The sequence below is a fragment of the Providencia sp. JGM181 genome, assembly GCF_018257375.1.
Classification (GTDB): Bacteria; Pseudomonadota; Gammaproteobacteria; order Enterobacterales; family Enterobacteriaceae; genus Providencia; species Providencia lanzhouensis.
This window is the reverse complement of sequence record NZ_JAERJY010000012.1, coordinates 1-18,868: the sequence shown is the minus strand read 5'-3', so window position 1 is coordinate 18,868 and position 18,868 is coordinate 1. Positions and strand designations below refer to the sequence as shown.

Annotated in this window: 17 protein-coding genes and 1 tRNA gene; 7 read left to right on the top strand and 11 right to left on the bottom strand. The window is 43.6% G+C overall.

The window, feature by feature from the left end; translation table 11 throughout:
* Positions 1 to 3: 3 nt before the first annotated feature.
* Both amiB and tsaE read right to left on the bottom strand, forming a co-directional pair.
* Positions 4 to 1,332 (bottom strand): N-acetylmuramoyl-L-alanine amidase AmiB, encoded by a 1,329-nt coding sequence (gene amiB / locus JK188_RS03470; RefSeq protein ID WP_181477678.1) that lies wholly within the window; start codon positions 1,330 to 1,332, stop codon positions 4 to 6.
* Positions 1,333 to 1,346: 14 nt separating this feature from the next.
* The gene (tsaE, locus tag JK188_RS03465; protein WP_036948926.1) at positions 1,347 to 1,811 is read right to left on the bottom strand and encodes a tRNA (adenosine(37)-N6)-threonylcarbamoyltransferase complex ATPase subunit type 1 TsaE; all 465 of its coding nucleotides are present in this window, start codon (positions 1,809 to 1,811) and stop codon (positions 1,347 to 1,349) included.
* A 214-nt stretch (positions 1,812 to 2,025) separates the two neighbouring features.
* Between tsaE and queG the strand changes: the two genes are divergently transcribed.
* A complete protein-coding gene (gene queG / locus JK188_RS03460) occupies positions 2,026 to 3,183 on the top strand; it encodes a tRNA epoxyqueuosine(34) reductase QueG (protein ID WP_108478804.1) in 1,158 nt (385 codons plus the stop codon).
* A 700-nt stretch (positions 3,184 to 3,883) separates the two neighbouring features.
* On the opposite strand, the gene JK188_RS03455 is transcribed toward queG, so the two are convergent.
* The 4 genes from JK188_RS03455 to orn form a co-directional block, all read right to left on the bottom strand.
* A tRNA-Gly gene (locus tag JK188_RS03455) sits at positions 3,884 to 3,959 on the bottom strand.
* Between the two features lie 233 nt (positions 3,960 to 4,192).
* Complete coding sequence (locus JK188_RS03450) at positions 4,193 to 4,498, bottom strand: type II toxin-antitoxin system RelE family toxin (protein ID WP_211886838.1); 306 nt, start codon at positions 4,496 to 4,498, stop codon at positions 4,193 to 4,195.
* Positions 4,488 to 4,742 (bottom strand): type II toxin-antitoxin system RelB/DinJ family antitoxin, encoded by a 255-nt coding sequence (locus JK188_RS03445; RefSeq protein ID WP_211886837.1) that lies wholly within the window; start codon positions 4,740 to 4,742, stop codon positions 4,488 to 4,490. Before JK188_RS03445 ends, JK188_RS03450 begins: the two co-directional genes overlap by 11 nt.
* 130 nt (positions 4,743 to 4,872) lie before the next feature.
* On the bottom strand, positions 4,873 to 5,415 hold the full coding sequence (orn, locus tag JK188_RS03440; protein ID WP_036948917.1) for an oligoribonuclease: 543 nt from the start codon (positions 5,413 to 5,415) through the stop codon (positions 4,873 to 4,875).
* Between the two features lie 137 nt (positions 5,416 to 5,552).
* Between orn and rsgA the strand changes: the two genes are divergently transcribed.
* From rsgA to JK188_RS03420, 4 genes are all read left to right on the top strand, one after another.
* Complete coding sequence (gene rsgA, locus JK188_RS03435; protein ID WP_211886835.1) at positions 5,553 to 6,605, top strand: small ribosomal subunit biogenesis GTPase RsgA; 1,053 nt, start codon at positions 5,553 to 5,555, stop codon at positions 6,603 to 6,605.
* Positions 6,606 to 6,738: 133 nt separating this feature from the next.
* Complete coding sequence (gene asd / locus JK188_RS03430; protein ID WP_211886834.1) at positions 6,739 to 7,632, top strand: archaetidylserine decarboxylase; 894 nt, start codon at positions 6,739 to 6,741, stop codon at positions 7,630 to 7,632.
* 49 nt (positions 7,633 to 7,681) lie between these two features.
* Positions 7,682 to 11,023: a miniconductance mechanosensitive channel MscM gene (mscM, locus tag JK188_RS03425; protein WP_211886833.1), complete on the top strand. Its 3,342-nt coding sequence runs from the start codon at positions 7,682 to 7,684 to the stop codon at positions 11,021 to 11,023.
* Between the two features lie 54 nt (positions 11,024 to 11,077).
* Positions 11,078 to 11,407 (top strand): hypothetical protein, encoded by a 330-nt coding sequence (locus tag JK188_RS03420; protein ID WP_211886832.1) that lies wholly within the window; start codon positions 11,078 to 11,080, stop codon positions 11,405 to 11,407.
* A 16-nt stretch (positions 11,408 to 11,423) separates the two neighbouring features.
* Here JK188_RS03420 and JK188_RS03415 read toward each other — a convergent pair whose 3' ends face one another.
* The 5 genes from JK188_RS03415 to pldA form a co-directional block, all read right to left on the bottom strand.
* Entirely contained in the window at positions 11,424 to 12,221 is a 798-nt protein-coding gene (locus JK188_RS03415) for a tetratricopeptide repeat protein (RefSeq protein ID WP_036948904.1), read from the bottom strand.
* Between the two features lie 262 nt (positions 12,222 to 12,483).
* Positions 12,484 to 13,296: a sugar/pyridoxal phosphate phosphatase YigL gene (yigL, locus tag JK188_RS03410; protein ID WP_108478802.1), complete on the bottom strand. Its 813-nt coding sequence runs from the start codon at positions 13,294 to 13,296 to the stop codon at positions 12,484 to 12,486.
* 19 nt (positions 13,297 to 13,315) lie between these two features.
* The gene (gene pldB, locus JK188_RS03405) at positions 13,316 to 14,311 is read right to left on the bottom strand and encodes a lysophospholipase L2 (RefSeq protein WP_211886831.1); all 996 of its coding nucleotides are present in this window, start codon (positions 14,309 to 14,311) and stop codon (positions 13,316 to 13,318) included.
* Positions 14,312 to 14,320: 9 nt separating this feature from the next.
* Entirely contained in the window at positions 14,321 to 16,147 is a 1,827-nt protein-coding gene (recQ, locus tag JK188_RS03400) for an ATP-dependent DNA helicase RecQ (RefSeq protein WP_036948892.1), read from the bottom strand.
* A 92-nt stretch (positions 16,148 to 16,239) separates the two neighbouring features.
* Entirely contained in the window at positions 16,240 to 17,133 is an 894-nt protein-coding gene (gene pldA, locus JK188_RS03395) for a phospholipase A (protein WP_211886829.1), read from the bottom strand.
* A gap of 151 nt (positions 17,134 to 17,284) precedes the next feature.
* Here pldA and JK188_RS03390 point away from each other — a divergent pair, with 151 nt between their 5' ends.
* Positions 17,285 to 17,755, top strand: a complete 471-nt coding sequence (locus JK188_RS03390; RefSeq protein ID WP_108478800.1) for a thioesterase family protein — start codon at positions 17,285 to 17,287, stop codon at positions 17,753 to 17,755.
* 167 nt (positions 17,756 to 17,922) lie between these two features.
* Positions 17,923 to 18,816 carry an EamA family transporter RarD gene (gene rarD / locus JK188_RS03385; protein ID WP_036948885.1) on the top strand — a complete coding sequence of 298 codons (894 nt, stop codon included), beginning with the start codon at positions 17,923 to 17,925 and terminating at the stop codon, positions 18,814 to 18,816.
* Positions 18,817 to 18,868: the final 52 nt, after the last annotated feature.

Genomic DNA, 18,868 nt, shown 5'->3' with positions numbered 1-18,868 from the left:
CACTTATTTTGGCGCTGCTTGCAGCGGATTCGCTAAAAAGTACTGACGTAACCCTTGGTGAATACCATCAGCCACTTTTTCTTGATAATCATTGGACTTCAATAGCTGCTCTTCGGATGTATTACTGATAAACCCAGTTTCCACTAAAATGGATGGAATATCGGGAGAACGTAGTACGCCAAGGCTCGCATGTTCTGGCGTTTTCTTATGAATATTACCAATTTTTCTGAGCTGCTGAATGACATGAACGGCAACATCGTAACCCACACGTTGTGAGTGCCCAAACTGTAAATCCAATACCGCTTGGCTTAAATACGGATCTGCACCACTAAGTGCGTCACCCGCCCCACCAAGAAGCTCAGATTGCTTTTCACGTTGCTCCAACCAACTACCTAATTCACTGTTTGCTCGGCGATTAGATAGTACCCAAACGGATGCCCCACGAGCGCTACTGTTTGGTGCTGAATCAGCATGAATAGAAACCAGCATGTTGGCGCCTTTCTTACGAGCAACGTCTGAACGACCACTGACGGAAATAAAATAGTCTCCGTCCCTTGTCATTACAGGCTTAAACATCGGATCTGCATCCAGTTTTTGATACAATTTACGCGCCACACTTAGTGTCACGTCTTTTTCTTTATAACCGTTTTTACCAATCGCCCCTGGGTCTTTTCCACCATGGCCCGCATCAATCGCAATCACCACCTGCTTAGTACCTTTTGGCAAGGTTTTGGTTGGCGTTGCTGGGGTTGATGGCGTGGTCGATGAAGCCACCGCTGGTACATTCATTTTTAATGGTTTTTCTTGTACCGGCTGAACAGGCTGCGAATTACGTGTGGATGGCGTTGCCGTTGGCTGGGCTGGCATCACGGTATTATTATATGAATTTGATGTCTGTCCTTTACCTGTTGATACCGTAAAGACAACTTGGTATTGACCAGAAACCTGCTGAACAACCGCTTTAGTTTTTGCCGCTTGAGAAAGCTCAAGGACGATACGTTTGTGCTGGCTATCAGGTGCTTGGCTAGCGCGAACTTGCTTCACCAAGTCCCCTTTCGGTAGCTTAAGTGGTAAGCCAATAATTTCACCACGTTGCTGAACATCAATCACTAAGCGTTCTGGTGAGTGCAACGGGAAGTAGGAATAATCAGGCTTTCCATCAACAAATGTTAATGTCACTTGCGCCTGTGAAGGGCTATTACTAACTTGAATATTAGAGAGAGATGCAGCTTTGGCGGTTGATGTCACCAGAGCCAGAGCAAACATCATCAATAATAAGAAAAGAGAAAAAATACCCTTGGTAGTTATTCTGTTCATCGATGCATTCATCATGAGCTATATGTTCCTTAGAATACCGTTAACGCTTCCAATAACGACTCTCCGGTTGTCGAAAAAGCGACAACCCGAGCCTGACGCCCTTCATCTTGATAGGTTAAATGGATCTCCAGATCCGCTTCAGGTAAGAAGCCTTTACCCTGCTGTGGCCATTCCACTAAACAAACTGAGTTGTCTGAAAAATAGTCGCGGATCCCCATAAACTCAAGTTCTTCAGGATCAGCTAAGCGATACAGATCAAAGTGAAAAACGTGTCTATCCGCTAATTCATAAGGCTCAACGAGTGTATAGGTTGGGCTTTTTACATGGCCTTGATGGCCCAATGCTTGTAAAAATCCACGACTAAATGTGGTTTTTCCTGCACCTAAATCGCCATACAGGTTAATAACTGCGCCTTGTTTACAGGCCATAGCGATCGTGCGCCCAAGCGCGACTGTTTGCTCTTCATTAGCAAGTTGTACTGTGCGTTCTTTCATAGTTAGCGAAGCCAATTATAATGATAAAATTCATTCAATATTGATATTAACGCCTATTTTAACTCAAGCAGATCTATTTGTGTTATTTAACATTGTTGGAACATCGAGATCGGACATTTCCGAGCAAGATCGTGCCAACGCGATCCGTAGATTTTGAGAAATCCAATGATCGTGTTAGAGTGCCTGCGAATCCACTTTTATCTAGATATTTCCCATGTCCACACGCCTCGATCTCGACCTTCTTGCCCAAAATATTAAACAATGGGGCATCGATGCTGGCTTTCAACAAGTCGGTATTTGCGATACGGATCTTACCCTTGAAGAACCCAAGCTCCAAGCATGGCTGGATAAACAATATCATGGAGAAATGGAGTGGATGAAGCGCCATGGTATGATGCGGGCGAGACCCCATGAATTACACCCCGGCACACTGCGTGTCATTAGTGTTCGAATGAACTACCTTCCTGCTAAGGCAGCTTTTGCCAGCACGCTAAACAATCCAGAACTAGGCTATGTCAGCCGCTACGCCCTTGGTCGCGATTATCATAAGCTATTAAAAAAACGCTTAAAAGTGCTTAGTGATCGGATCCTCGAGTATTGCAGCCAGTTTGAGTGTTCCGATGATTTGAATTTTCGCCCTTTTGTTGACTCGGCACCTATCCTGGAACGCCCACTTGCTGTCAAAGCGGGTTTAGGCTGGACGGGCAAGCACTCACTGGTGCTCAACCAACATTCAGGCTCATGGTTTTTCCTTGGCGAATTGCTTGTCAATCTTCCTCTACCCGTTGATCAACCCGTTGAAGAGCAATGCGGGCGCTGTGTTGCTTGTATGACAACTTGCCCAACAGGTGCAATTGTCGAGCCTTATACTGTTGATGCAAGGCGCTGTATTTCCTATCTAACCATTGAACTCGATAGTGCTATCCCCGAAGAGTTTCGCCCTCTCATGGGTAATCGGATTTATGGTTGTGATGACTGCCAACTTATCTGCCCGTGGAATCGCTTTTCTCAGTTGACGGATGAAGAGGATTTTAGCCCTAGAGCCGCATTGCATACGCCGGAGCTATTGGATCTTTTTTCATGGGACGAAGAGAAATTTCTCCGTATTACGGAAGGATCGGCGATTCGCCGTATCGGCTATATAAAATGGCTACGTAATATCAGCGTTGCTTTGGGTAATGCACCCTATCAAGATAATATTATTCTCGCATTACAGAGTCGTCTAGGGATCAACCCTATGTTAGACGAGCACTTCCAATGGTCGATTGGCCAACAACTCAAGCGTCGAGAAGAAAACCAAGTCACAATTCAAACTTCGCAACAAAAACGTCTTGTTCGGGCAATTACTAAAGGTTTACCTAGAGACGCCTAAAAAAAGTCCAGCCTTATATCCTAATCTATCAATTGTCAAACTGATGTGAATAAAATAAAAAAGTGCTTACCCGACAATAGGTAAAGGATTTGCAAGTTGTGCTAAGCACATTTTGAAGAAATAGTTTTTTACTTTAATTTCAATGAATTAAAATTAAAATTAATAATATTCATTTTGTGATAGTCAAAAATTAACCAATAACTAACCTGTGGATAACTCTGTGCAGCAAAGTATTTCTATCTAGGATAAAATGAACCTAGATCCACTCAGGTTGTGGATAACTTTCTCATGGAGAGAAGTAATAAAAAACGCTGAATTTTAGTTAACTAACTAAAGTAAAGTTATCAAAAAGTCAGGTTAATAAGAAATTTTAACTGAACCGGTAAAAATAAGATTTTTTACCTTTCACTCGAACGTTCGCCATTTTAGCTGAAGTTCTTATAGGATGCCCTATTGCTAAGGGGTGGCTATTCTATGGCTCTCCGCCTATGAATGCAAGCAAAAAACTCACTTGGATCCTAAAAAGATCATAAATAATAAAAGGATCGTGGGCAAGGAAGGCAAAAGCTGCTTTTGTGTAAATAATGAACGCTAAAAGGCCAATAAGTATTAACGCGTAAGCACAAAACTAACATTTAATAGGATGTTTATTAGGGGGTCATACAGAAAGAAATACAGAGAAAATTGATAGGTAAAAATTTGGAGCGGGAAACGAGACTCGAACTCGCGACCCCGACCTTGGCAAGGTCGTGCTCTACCAACTGAGCTATTCCCGCATAACCAATTCTTGGTGCCTTAATCGTGCCAATAAAATCACAAAAACTTCATCGGTACGGGGAGCGCATTATACGAGAAATTAAGATACTAGCAAGCGTTTGAACTCAATTTTTTTATTTTTTTGTTCGTTTGATGATAAAACAATCATAGTGATGATTTTGTCGTCGCCGTTTGTTAAATAAGCATTTCAAGGTGTTAAGTTTGTTAATTTGCGCAGCCATATTTACTGCGACTATGGCTTTATCCCTTTCGCAACTCTTGAGCTTGCCGTTGTGTAAGCTTTACCCGCTTCTCGCTTACCTACTGAGATAACTAAAATAACAATTTCAGAATCAATAACTTGATACACCAAACGGTAACCTGATGCCCGTAATTTGATTTTATAGCAACCGGATAAATCCCCCTGTAGCCGTGTTGATTCCACATGGGGACTAGTTTGTAATTTTTTCAGTTTCTTTTTGAATTGTTCTCGGATATCACTACCAAGCTTCTGCCATTCCTTTAATGCGCGTTCATCGAAGTCAATATTATAAATCATCCAAATTCACTCTGATTCGTTTAGCTGGTTTCTTCAAACGCTCACGAACGACAGCCAGAATATCTTCATCATCATCATTGTCACTCACAACAACAGAAACCTCAGCAAAAGGAAGCTTCTTATTTTCTGCGACGTAACGTAAAAATAATCTCAGTGCATCTGATGGTGATAAATTTAAATTTTCTAAGGCTTGATAGGCTTCTTTCTTTAATTGTTCATCGACTCTAATCTGAATTGTTGACATCACTTTCTCCTACTTTCAAAGTAACTTAACAAAGACTATCGTAATGACAAACGTAATGCAAATTGCATTACAATGAATATCGAGGAAAAGTTGGCTCTTTGAGAAAAACCAACTCACCCTGATAGCAATATTATTTAATAAACGTTTCTCGGTAATATACCAGCTCAGCAATTGACTCGCGGATATCATCCAGCGCTTGGTGGGTGTTTTTCTTTGAAAATCCGGCGAGGATCTCAGGCTTCCAGCGGCGGGCTAACTCTTTTAATGTACTCACATCAAGATAGCGGTAGTGAAAATAGCTTTCTAACTCTGGCATATAATTAAATAAGAAGCGGCGGTCTTGCCCTACGCTATTCCCACAGATAGGCGATGCGCCTTTTGGTACCCATTTTTCTAAAAATTCAATGGTCGCCAGCTCTGCTTCACGCTCACCAATGGAACTTTTACGAATGCGCTCTACTAAGCCGCTATTAGTATGGGTGTTTACATTCCACTCATCCATCAATGCCAGCTGCTCTTCGGTTTGATGTACCGCGATAACAGGGCCTTCGGCTAAGATATTCAGGTTACTGTCAGTCACAATAGTAGCTATTTCAATAATACGATCACGAATAGGATCGAGCCCGGTCATTTCTAAATCGATCCAAATTAAATTATTCTCATTCTTTTGCATGATATGCCCTAACTGAATACGGTGGAGTTAAGGTATGATAACACCCTTCGTTCTATCCGTTATAGGTATGTTGTTTTTCAATAATATCCCTATCGGTTATAATATAGACGCCAAATTATTTAAGTGAGAGAGGTCAGGTGGCTAAGCAGAAACTTTCGAAAGGCCAACAGCGCCGCGTGCAAGAAAATCATCAAAAAAGGCTCAAAAAGCAGAAAACTATTGAGATTGATGATAGCCAATTAGGTGAGGCTCAAGAGGGCTTAGTAATTAGCCGCTTTGGTCAACATGCGGATATTGAAGCCTCAGACGGCACTATACAGCGTTGTAACCTGCGTCGAACCATCTCATCTTTAGTGACCGGGGACAAAGTTGTCTGGCGTCCTGCGCTAAACACACAGAGTGATATCAAAGTGAACGGTATTGTCGAAGCCGTTCATGAGCGCCACTCCGTCTTAACTCGTCCTGATTATTATGATGGGTTAAAACCTATCGCCGCCAATATCGACCAAATCGTCGTGGTTTCTGCGATTTTACCTGAATTATCGCTCAATATTATCGACCGCTACTTAGTCGCCTGTGAAACCACAGGGATCCAGCCGATTATTGTCTTAAACAAAGTTGACTTGCTAGATGACGAAAATCGCGAGTGGGTCAGTGATTTAATGACAATTTATAGCGACATTGGCTACCAAGTGCTCGAAGTTTCCAGCCATACCGGTGAAGGAATGGAAGCACTCACTAACACCCTATCCGGTAAAGTGTCAGTCTTTGTTGGTCAATCTGGTGTCGGTAAATCCAGTTTATTGAACACGCTGTTACCTCAAAATGAAGCCGCGATCTTAGTCAATGATGTCTCTGATACCTCGGGCTTAGGGCAACACACCACGACTGCATCCAGGCTGTACCACTTCCCACAGGGTGGTGATGTCATCGATTCACCGGGCGTGCGTGAATTTGGTCTCTGGCACCTGACAAAGGAACAAGTGACCAAAGGATTTGTCGAATTTAAAGATTACCTTGGTGGCTGTAAATTCCGCGATTGTAAACACTTAGATGACCCTGGTTGTTTACTGCGAGACGCAATGGAAGACGGCAAAATTGCCGAATCACGCTTTGAAAACTATCACCGTATTTTAGAAAGTATGGAACAAGTTAAACTGCGTGGTAACTTTACCGCTAAAGATAAATAATCCCCAAAATCAGTCTAAAATAAGTTAGTGAGCGCTCACATCTTATCTGCTTTGTGAAATAATTAGAAAGCAGATTAGTTTCAGTTACAATAGCGCCCTTTCACTAACTTACCTTTAAAATTCAGAGGTTAACGTGCTAGATAAAATCAAAATCCGCCTGCAATTTATACTTCCTAAACAAGGGCTTACCCAACTTGCAGGATGGTTTGCTAGTCGAAACGTCGGGTTTGTAACCCAATGGGCAATAAAGCTGTTCGCTAAAGCCTATAAAGTGAATATGAATGAAGCTCAAAAAAGTGAATTGACTGCATATTCAACCTTTAACGACTTCTTCATCCGTACGCTGAAAGATGGCGCGCGCCCAATTGTTGAAGCTGAGCATAAACTTGCACAACCTGCGGACGGTGCTGTTAGCCAATTAGGGCCTATTGATAATGACCTAATCTTTCAGGCAAAAGGTCATAACTATACGGTTGAAGCCCTGCTTGCTGGTCAATATCAGTTAGCGGATAAATTCCGTGGTGGTGATTTTATCACAACCTATTTATCCCCAAGCGACTACCACCGCGTGCATATGCCATGTGATGGCTTATTAACAGAGATGATTTACGTCCCTGGCGATCTGTTCTCCGTTAATCCATTAACCGCAGCAAATGTGCCGAACCTATTCGCGCGTAATGAACGTTTGATCTGCGTGTTTGATACCCCATTTGGCACAATGGTGCAGATTTTAGTTGGTGCAACCATTGTAGGCAGCATTGATACGGTTTGGAGCGGTTGTGTTAACCCACAACGTGAAGGCGTGATTAAACGTTGGACGTATCCAGCACAAGGTGAAGAAGGCGCTATCTTCCTACAAAAAGGGGAAGAAATGGGTCTATTTAAACTGGGTTCTACTGTTATTAATCTGTTTGAGCCTAACAAAATTCGCTTTAATGCCTCATTGATCCCAGGCTATGCAACCCGCATGGGTGAGCTGTTGGCTGAATCAACGGATGAACAGCAACGCACTGAAACTGTTAGCTAATCATTTAAACTATAATTAAGTTATTCTATCGCTGAAGGAGCTCCTCACTGTGCGTTTGATTATCAGTTTTTTACTTAGCCTGTTAATCGTTTTTTCATCCCAAGCGGCGCCAGCCTCCGCGCAAGATGAAGCACAGATTACACAGGAGCTCAAACAGCTTGATCCAAACAAAAACCCCAAAGATGCTGAGATTGCTCAAGCGTTGCAAGGGGCATTAAGCTGGATTAATGAAGCTCGAGATGCGGACAATAAGGCAAAGTCTTACCAAGACGCTATTGATAATTTTCCTAGAATTATCAAAACCATCCGCCAAAACTTGCTCAATGAAACGGATACACCGCCCGCGATCCCCACTAGCATTAGCTTAAGTGAACTCGAGCAGCGTATTACTCAAGTAAGCAGCCAATTGCTTGATCAAGGGCGCTTGATGCAGCAAGAGCAAGACAAAGGGCGTGAAATCAGCGAATCCCTGAATCTCTTGCCACAGCAGCTGTCTGAAGCTCGACGCCAGTTAACTGACGCCTCAACGCGTTTCCAGTCGCTCAATACGCCAACGACTCCGTTAGCTGAAGCTCAATATACCTTAGCTCAAGCCGAAGTAAGTGCTCGCAAATCGATTGTGAACGAGCTAGAAATGGCGCAGTTATCAGCTAATAACCGCCAAGAAATTTCTCGAATGGCGCTAGAGCTTGAGAAAAAGCGTTATCAGCGCCTAGAGCTTGAACTTCAGCAACTCCGTGATTTTCAAAATACCCAACGCCAGCAAAAAGCAATATTGGCGTTAGAGCATACAGAAATGTTGGCGGAACAGGGTGAATTGACCCCGTTCTTAAAAGAACAGCTCGATATCAACCGCAAAATGTCCCAAGAGTTGACCGAGCAAGCGCAGCGCATGAGCGCAATCACCACCAACCAAGCCGAAATCTCCACCAGCATTCGAAATGCGCGACAAGCACTGTCCACTATCCGTGAACAAGCCCAGTGGATCAGCAGTTCAAGTTCCTTAGGGGAAGCGCTTCGAACACAACTTTCTCGCCTTCCAGATATCCCTAAAAGCCAGCAACTTGACCGTGAAATGGCGGATTTACGTGTTCAGCGGCTAAATTATGAAGATATGCTTGAGCGCTTATCCAAGCTCGATGTGTCGGTGCAAGAAAGTGCTAATGATTTAAGTCCTGCCCAGTCGCAGGTTTATCAATCACTGATGAAGACCCGCAAAGAGCTATTAACCTCTCTCATTTCGGGCTTTGATGGCGAAATGTTAGAGCTGACTAAGCTCAATGTTGCAACGGGGCAATTAACTGATGCGCTAAAAGAGGTGAAAGACGCCTCAAACCGTTATCTATTCTGGGTCGCTGACGTCCCGCCAATTAGCATTAATTATCCGGTACTTGTGGTTACTGACATGACCCAGCTACTTTCACTGGATACTCTCTCCCAGCTAACGGGCGCACTACAAGTGATGGTCACGAGCCAAGACTCGTTCTTATACCTGCTAGGTTCCATTATCTTAGTGATTTTCAGTGTTAGCACGCGCCGCCATTATCAAGCGTTCTTAGACCGCTCCAGCCTACGCATTGGTAAAGTCACACAAGACCGTTTCTATTTAACCGTTCGTACTATTTTCTGGTCGATTATTGTCGCACTCCCCCTTCCAATGATGTGGTCTGCCATTGGTTATGGCTTACAAAGTGCATGGCAATATCCGATGGCAGCGGCGATTGGCTACGGCGTTAGCGCAACGACCCCGCTGCTCTGGCTGTTTATGATCAGTGAAACATTCTCACGCCCAACTGGGCTGTTCATTTCCCACTTTGGTTGGGATAAAGACGCAGTTAAGCGCGCAATGCGCCATTATCGATTAGCCATTTTTGTGATTGTGCCGTTAGTGATGGCAATCATCACCTTTGAACATTACAGCGAAAGAGAGTTCTCCGCGACCTTAGGCCGCCTCTGCTTCTTAGTGCTGTGCGTCGCATTAAGCCTAATTACCAACAACTTACGCCGTTCTAAAATTCCATTGTATTTGGACAGGCACGGCTCCGGTGAAAACTTAGTTAATACCGCATTATGGTGGCTCATTTTCATTGCGCCGGTGATTGCTGCATTTTTCTCCGTATTAGGTTATTTCTCAACGTCTCAAGCACTACTAGCGCGGCTCGAAACCTCTGTTGCGATTTGGTTTGTGATTCTAATTGTTTATCACACAATCCAGCGCTGGATGTCGATGCAGCGCCGCAAACTCGCCTTCGAGCGAGCAAAACAGCGCCGTGCGGAGATCTTAGCCCAGCGAGCTAAAGGGGAAGAAGACTCTCAATTACCCAATGCTAGCGGTGAAGGGAATATTGATATCGAAGAGCAGGTTCTTGACCTTGATACTATCAGTTCCCAATCAGTTGGATTGGTACGCTCCATTCTGACTATGATAGCGCTGGTCTCGTTAATCTGGCTGTGGTCCGAATTACATACCGCATTTTCATTCCTTGAAAATATTCGCCTGTGGGATGTGACCTCATCCATCAATGGAGTCGAAACCGTTCAAGCCATCACAATGGGGTCGATTTTCATCGCTATTTTGGTGATTATCGTTACTGCACAGCTCGTCAGAAACTTGCCTGCACTATTAGAACTGGCGGTTCTTCAGCATCTCGATTTAACACCGGGTACCGGTTATGCCATCAGTACCTTGACCAAGTACAGCATCACCATCATCGGAACTATTGTCGGTTTCTCAATGCTGGGGATCGACTGGTCAAAACTGCAGTGGCTTATTGCTGCAATGGGGGTCGGGCTCGGGTTTGGCTTACAAGAAATTTTCGCCAATATTATCTCTGGCTTGATGATCCTGTTTGAAAAACCGATCCGTATCGGCGATACGGTCACTATCCGTAACTTAACCGGTAGTATCACTAAGATTAATACCCGCGCCACTACCTTAACGGACTGGGATAGAAAAGAGATTATTGTGCCGAACAAGGCATTTATTACTGAACAGTTTATTAACTGGTCTCTGACCGACACCATTACCCGTATCGTGATGACCATCCCTGCTCCTGCGGATGCCGATAGCGAAAAAGTGACAGAGATTATCCTGCGGGCCGCAAAACGCTCGTCCATGATCTTGGATAACCCGAATCCTGAAGTTTATCTCGTGGACTTACAGCAAGGGATCCAAATTTTCGAGCTGCGGGTGTATGCAGGTGAAATGGGGCACCGTTTACCGGCTCGCCACGAAATCCATCAGCATATTTTAGAAGCCTTTGCAGAACAAGGAATTACATTGCCATTCCCACCGTTCCAAGCCCGTGTGGATGTGCGCAGTAATTCGATTCAAAGCGCCACAAATAACCTTTCTGGTCGCAACCCACCTCGTGGTACTGGTGAGCTATAAGTTTATTGAGGGAGCACTTGCTCCCTTATTTTCTATGGTAAAAAAGGCAGAGTAATGACTCAAGCAGTAGAAATCCAAGACGAATCCATCAAATTAAAAATTGCACAGTATGAGCGTGTAGGCTCCATTCTGTTTTTTCTGATTCCATTGGTGATTTTGCTGATTGTCGGAAAGGGTTTTGCCTTTAATACGCTCTATCTGTGGCAAGGATTCAGCCTGCTGTATTTAGTGGTTTACCGTTTGAAAGTGCGTCAATTATCGACAAAAGCGCTACAACTCAGTGTACGCCGAGGATGGGGATATAATCGATTTTACCGCTTTTGCTGGGGATATTTGATTCTGTCTGTGATCGGATTAACGGGATACCTGCTGATATCCCGTTAAATTAATATTGGACGAATTAGCTTTCTTCGCTATTACCGTAGGTTTTAATGTAGTTATCAGCCAGTTTTTGCGCTTGTTTCAGCTCTTCTGCGTTCAACTGCTCTGCGATTTTTTTCTGTAAACGTTGGCTCTCTTTATTACCACTATAAACCGCGGTAGACAGCCATGCATACGCTTGCTGTAGGTTCTTTTTCACCCCTTTCCCTTCAGAGTACATCACCCCTAAACGGTCTTGGGAATTTGCATCACGCTGTTTTGCGGCTTTTCTGAACCAAAACACAGCTTTTTCATTATCTAATGCGACGCCACTGCCAATCGAGTACATTTGCCCGATTTTGAACTGTGCAATCACATTACCGCCTTGCGCTGCCTTTCTAAACCAGTATGCAGCTTTTTCCAGATCCTGTTTAACCCCTAAGCCCTGTGCATACATGGTGGCCATGTTGGTTTCTGCGCGAGTATCACCATTTTTAGCGGCTTCTTCGTACCACAGCATCGCTTTATCATAATCTCGGCGAACACCAAAACCATTTACATACATAGTACCAAGGCGGAATTGGGCATCTGAATTACCTTGATCACCAGCTTTGATAAACCATTCCGCTGCCACTTTGGAGTCTTGGGAAACGCCCTGACCTTTAAAATAACGCTCACCTAACAGGAATTGAGATGCGGGATCACCTTTTTCAGCTAACTGCGTAATTTGCTCTATCGTCGTCTGTTCACTGGCGGTCGTTGGTTTCGCCGGTGTAGCCAGTAATAATGAACTATAACAAACAGATCCTAACAACAGCGCTAACGCAATTCTTTTCATCCTAAGTAACCCTCAACAGTGCAGTATGGCAACTGGCGACACAGTAATACCCGTTATTATCGGCTGATCTGGCAGATTATACAGCCTAAACTCGCTTTTCATTTGAAGTAGTTTAAATTTACTCGTCAGAAGACAAAATAGGATAAACGCCTTAATTTAGACAAATAGCACTTTTCGTTATCATTCATGACAAAAGGCAAATAAAAAGCCAGATAGTTTTTTATTCTATCTGGCTTTCTGCTAATACACATAGCAAAAGTGATTATTTGTTGTCTAAATATTTACTTCGCAAATAACGAGCAACCGCATCATCTTGGTTAGAACCAATCACTTCCATCTGCGGTAAAGCATCTTTCAGCAGCTGATGAGCATTCTGCATAATGCAGCCCTTGCCCGCTAACTTCAGCATCTCTTTGTCATTCATGCCATCACCAAACGCGATGCAATCATGGGTTCCATAACCATGCAATGCCGTGACTTGTTTCAAAGCTTCCCCTTTAGAAACGGAGCCTGCCATCACTTCAAGGCAGCTGTGTAAGGAGAAAGTAACATGCACTTTATCTTGCCAGCGACGTTGAATACGCTGTTGCAGATCGACCAGTAAATCATGATCTTCACTCGTGTAATACACTTTACAGACTTCCGATGTAGGGAAATCGCGGTGGTCAAACAGTTGGTAATTAAACACGGACTCTTTGAAAAACTCTTTCTGCTCAGGGCTTTCACGGTTAATAAACCAATCATCACCATGGTAGTAATTGGTGAGAATTTCAGGGTGATCAAACTCCATTAAGCACAGTTCTTTCGCTATCTGCGAGTCAACGTTGTTCGCAAAAATGAGGTCACCATTGGTATTATGAATACGCGCCCCATTCGAGGTGATCATATAAGCATCAATACCCAGACCATCACGGATCTGTGCAACATCAATATGATGGCGTCCCGTCGCGAACACAAACCGGACTTCTTCGGTCGCTACAAGCTGCTTAAGTGTATCTTTGGTATACAGAGTTAAATCATGATTGGGAGATAAAAGTGTTCCGTCCAAATCGGAAGCAACAACCGGATATTTCATACAAGATCCCTAATTATGGCTAATGCTGCTCAAAAAAATCACAAATTGCATTGAGGGCCATGGCTCTCAATGCATCTATTTCAAACAGGATTTCGTGGTGAGCCCCTTCGATAATGAGGGGTAATTTTTCTTCTCGTCCTGTTTGCGCTTTTTGCCGACTTTGACAAAAAGCTTGTAGCTCTCGATTACTGACTACCTTCTCTTCGCTCGCTTCAAGGAGCATCAGAGGGGTTTCAATCTCTCCCGCTTTCGCAACCAGCTCTTTGCCAATCGCAAAACTTTCTCGTAACCAGTGGTAAGTTGGACCACCGAGACGTAATTCAGGATAATCCGCATAGTAGCGTAAATAACGTCGATAACGCTCTTGGCTATGGGTTAACACATTGATTAAATAAGGTAATGGCTGCCATTTTCCCGTTGAAACCGCATAATCATTTCGCACACTGCGGCGCGGTTCTGCACGCTCAACAATAAAGCTCGCGAGCCAATGGGGCATCGGTAAATTCACGCCAATCATGGGAGCGCACAATGCGGCGGCGTCAAATGTCACGCTATCTCGGAGTAAATACCCAGCGAGAATCGCGCCTCCCATCGAATGAGCCAACGCATAGCATTTAGGATAGTGACGATCTCTCACTTCTAAATCAATGAATTTTTCAAAATCATCAATGTAATCTGTGAATTTTTCAACGTGCCCTTTTTGGGGATCCGCCAGCATACGGCCTGATCGCCCTTGCCCACGATGATCAATAATAAAAACATCGAATCCTAGATGATAAAAATCGTAGGCGATTTCAGGGTATTTAACGTAACTTTCACTGCGACCCGGTGAGATAACCACAGCTTTATGGTGCTTTGCATGAATAAAACGCACATAGCGAATAGGAACGTCATCAACACCTAAAAACTCAGCTTCTTCACGTAGTTGCCAAAAATCTAAAAGCGGACCGTTGGTAAAGGCCGAAAACTCAGTTTCTCGATTTAACCAACTGGCTTTTAGACTATCTGGCGTCATGGGGTTTCCTCATTCATAACCTTCTAGATGGTCTTGGATGAGTGTCATAAACGCCTCACCAAAACGCTCTAATTTTTTCTCACCAACCCCATTAATCAGTAATAATTCAACGGGTTTGGTCGGGCAATGCTCTGCCATTTCAATCAACGTTGCATCGTTGAACACCACAAAAGGCGGGATATTTTCTTCATCCGCAATGGATTTGCGTAATTTACGCAATTTGGCAAACAGCTTCTTATCATAATTGCCATGATAAATTTTGTTTTGTTGATTCCGGCTTTTGGTGACTAAAACACGTGGAACCGCTAACTGTAATGGCATTTCACCACGCAGTATGGGTCTGGCTGCTTCCGTCAATTGTAGTGCGGAAAAATGCGCGATATTTTGCGTGATCATGCCTAAATGAATTAATTGACGTAAGACGCTCACCCAATGTTCATTCGTTTGCTCTTTACCAATGCCATAAACTGGCAGTTTATCGTGCCCTAAATCGCGGATCCGTTGATTGTTAGCGCCTCGTAACACCTCAACAATATAGCCAATACCAAACCGCTGCCCAACGCGATAAATACAGGAGAGTGCTTTTTGCGCATCCATCAGCCCATCATAACGCTTTGGCGGATCAAGGCAGATATCACAGTTACCGCAAGGTTTTTGGCGGTTTTCACCAAAATAGTTTAGTAAAACTAGGCGACGACAAGTTTGCGCTTCCGCAAAGGCAGCAATCGCATTCAGTTTATGACGTTCAATATCCTGCTGCATTCCCGCTGGTTTTTCTTCTAAGCATCGGCGGAGCCACGCCATATCAGCAGGATCGTAGAAGAGAATGGCTTCGGCTTCGACGCCATCACGCCCCGCTCGTCCTGTTTCTTGGTAATACGCTTCAATGTTGCGAGGAATATCAAAGTGTGCCACAAAGCGGACATTGGACTTGTTAATCCCCATTCCAAATGCCACGGTCGCAACCACAATTTGCAGATTATCTTTCTGAAAAGCATCTTGTACCCAGTCACGTTGGGCGCTCTCCAAACCCGCGTGGTAAGCAGCCACACTCAAGCCACGTTTTTGCAATCTTTCCGCGGTTTCTTCAACTTTACTACGGCTATTACAGTAAACAATTCCCGATTTACCTTTCTGAGCCTTAATAAAAAACCATAATTGATCTAACGGCTTATACTTCTCGACTAAAGTATAGCGGATATTCGGGCGATCAAAGCTGCTCACATGGACTAATGGGTCATTAAGCTCGAGTAAGCGAATAATATCAGCGCGCGTGGTTTCATCTGCCGTGGCAGTCAGCGCCATCACTGGTACATTCGGTAAAGAATGGCGTAATTGACCTAACGAACGATATTCAGGGCGGAAATCGTGGCCCCATTGGGAAATACAGTGCGCTTCATCTACCGCCAGTAAGGCAATATCCCAGCCACCAATTTGCTGAATAAAGTAGTCGGTCAATAAGCGCTCTGGCGCCACATACAAAAGTTTGATTTTCCCTTGAGCGCATAATTCCATAATTTGGCGCTGCTCTAGCGGGGTTTGTGAGGAATTTAAACAAGCCGCTTCAACACCGTGTAACTTGAGTTGATCAACTTGATCCTTCATTAAGGAAATTAAAGGTGATACCACCAGCGTAATACCTTGTTTGACCAACGCAGGCACTTGGTAGCAGAGCGATTTTCCGCCCCCTGTTGGCATCAATACTAAGCAGTCACGACCATCGAGGATACCGCCAATGACAGCATCTTGTCCCGGACGAAAGGATTGGTAGCCGAACGTGCTGTTGAGCACATTTTCAGCTAGTGAAAGTTGATTGATAACGCAAGCGGTAGACACGAATTCCCTCTAGAGGTTGAAACAAATAGCTGCCCAAAAAGAGCAGCTATTGGCAAGATATTACCCTGAAATGACTGGGATGTCTGCCCAGATCACATGATATCGTTAAGCATCACACCGATACCAAAACGTGTTTGGCGATAGTCGTAGTCTATCATCGACTCACCATAACCGCTAAACAGTTGGGTATACAAACGCACGTGCTTCGTCATTGGATAGCTCCAGCCCAACTCCGCGTTACCATACCCTGAGTTCCAGTTATAGTGACCCGCAGCTGAAATAACGCTATCCCCAAGTGCATACCCCACTTTTACGCGGTAATAGCCGAGATATTTATTAATGTCTGGGTTGTCATCGCTGCTTTCACTTTCAGGAATTCGGTACCATGGCTTCAATTCCACTTGCCAGTCACCCTTTTGCGCCATTGCTCGGGCATAAATACGGTTCCAACTACGGGATGTTGGATCAGAGCGACCATTTGATTCATGGTTAAAGCCCGTTTCGAATTCGCGTAACGTCCAGCCCGCAAATTGGTTATCTAGCGCCCAACCAACAAAAATCTGTGGCTCATAGTTGGTTTCACGAAATGGCGATGATTCTTTCTTATTACTCAATTGCCACCAAGAACGCTGGGTATAAGATGCCGCGAGAACCGAATTTTCCCCCGCAATACCACGCCAAATAGGAAACGCCAAGCTCAATTGGAATTTCACTTCATCTTTCAGTGCATCATCACCCCAATCATAACTCGCGATGGCCTTCTTATTCATCGAAGACGTATAGGTATAAATGATGTAATTGGGTTCATAAGGATACAGAACGAATGGGTTATCATAATTTTGCAGTAACCCCGAAATAATACTTCCGCGAACGGGTGTATGATTTTCAGTATCCTGCTGTGCCGGTTCGTTGGTATTGTCAGATGCAAAAAGTGAAACAGACCAGAAACAGAGCACAGAACTCAACAACATTTGTAAAGCGCGCATTTGCCATTCCTATTTCAACTGCGGTGAAAAAAATTTGTTTCATTTTACACCGAAAAATGATCAACCGTTGAAAGATTATTCATTTGTTTTCTAGATATTAGCACATACATAATGTTAACTTATCATTAACATCATAGACAAGGATCCTAAAATGAATGACCGCATCTATACTTTCGAAGAAGCCAGCAAATTTATGAGCGATGCATTTATCTATAGAATGCCTTTTAATCAATTACTTGGAATTGAACTACTACAAATGACGGATGACTTAGTCCAGCTATCCGTGAAAAATCGTCCCGAGCTTATTGGTAATTTCACCCAAAATATTCTCCATGGTGGTGTTATTGCATCCTTATTAGATGTGGCGGGAGGTATGGTGTGCATCAACCGGATCCTTCAACGCATTGAGCCTCTCGTTCACCAAGATATTGCCGACAAGATGTCCAAAATGGGCACAATTGATTTACGCGTTGATTATTTGCGCCCTGGGCGTGGAGAGGTTTTTATCGCGAGCGCCAGCTTACTACGCGATGGTAATAAAATTGCCGTCACCCGCAGTGAATTACATAATGAGAAAAATCAGCATATTGCTACAGCCACTGCGACTTATTTGATTGGGTAAAAAAATCTGAGCGGATGAAACAGCCTAGTAAATAATTAATAACCTCATTAACTAATAGCTTGTAAAAAAACCTGAGCAATGTCACATTAACGACATCACACATCGAGCCTCTCACATTCTTGGCTTCGATCTCTCAGTTTGACTTTATATCAATTTCAGAGCTATTCATGAGCCAACAAAATACTACCAAAGGCGTACTATGTGCCTTAGGCGCTTATTTTATTTGGGGTGTCGCCCCCATTTATTTTAAATCCATCAAAGAAGTGCCTGCAGAAGAAATTTTGACTCACCGTATTATTTGGTCATTCTTCTTTATGCTGCTATTACTGACCATCACGCGCCATTGGAATTATTTCCGCCAAGTCTTAAAACAGCCTAAAAAGATCTTAATTTTAGGTGTAACAGCTGTGACAATTGCGTCTAACTGGCTGATTTATATCTGGGCGGTAAATAATGGGCATATGCTACAAGCCAGCTTAGGGTATTTTATCAACCCTCTGGTTAACGTATTGTTTGGCATGATATTTTTACATGAACGCTTCCGCCGAATGCAATGGGTTGCGGTCGGATTAGCTCTTACTGGCGTATTAATTCAACTCTGGCAGTTTGGCTCCGTGCCAATCATTGGATTAAGCCTTGCCGTGACGTTTGCCACCTACGGTTTATTACGTAAAAAATTGGGTGTTGATGCGCAAACGGGTATGACATTTGAAACCTTATGGTTGCTACCTGTCGGCGTTATCTTCCTGCTATTTTTTGCAGATAGCCCGACAAGTGACATGACAATGAACAGCTGGCATTTAAATATTCTCCTGATCGCTGCAGGGATTATTACCACAGTGCCATTGTTACTGTTTACTGAAGCCGCTAACCATTTAAGATTATCAACGTTAGGGTTCTTCCAGTATTTAGGCCCAAGCATTATGTTCTTACTTGCCGTATTTGTGTATGGCGAGGTGATGACCCAAGAATTGTTAATTACATTTGGTTTTATCTGGGTTGCATTAATTTTATTTACTTTAGATGCTTTATATACACAGCAGAAACTCAGAAGAAAATAGAATTTAATTTTCCATATTATGGGCATTCGTGCCCATAATATCTGTCTTAAAT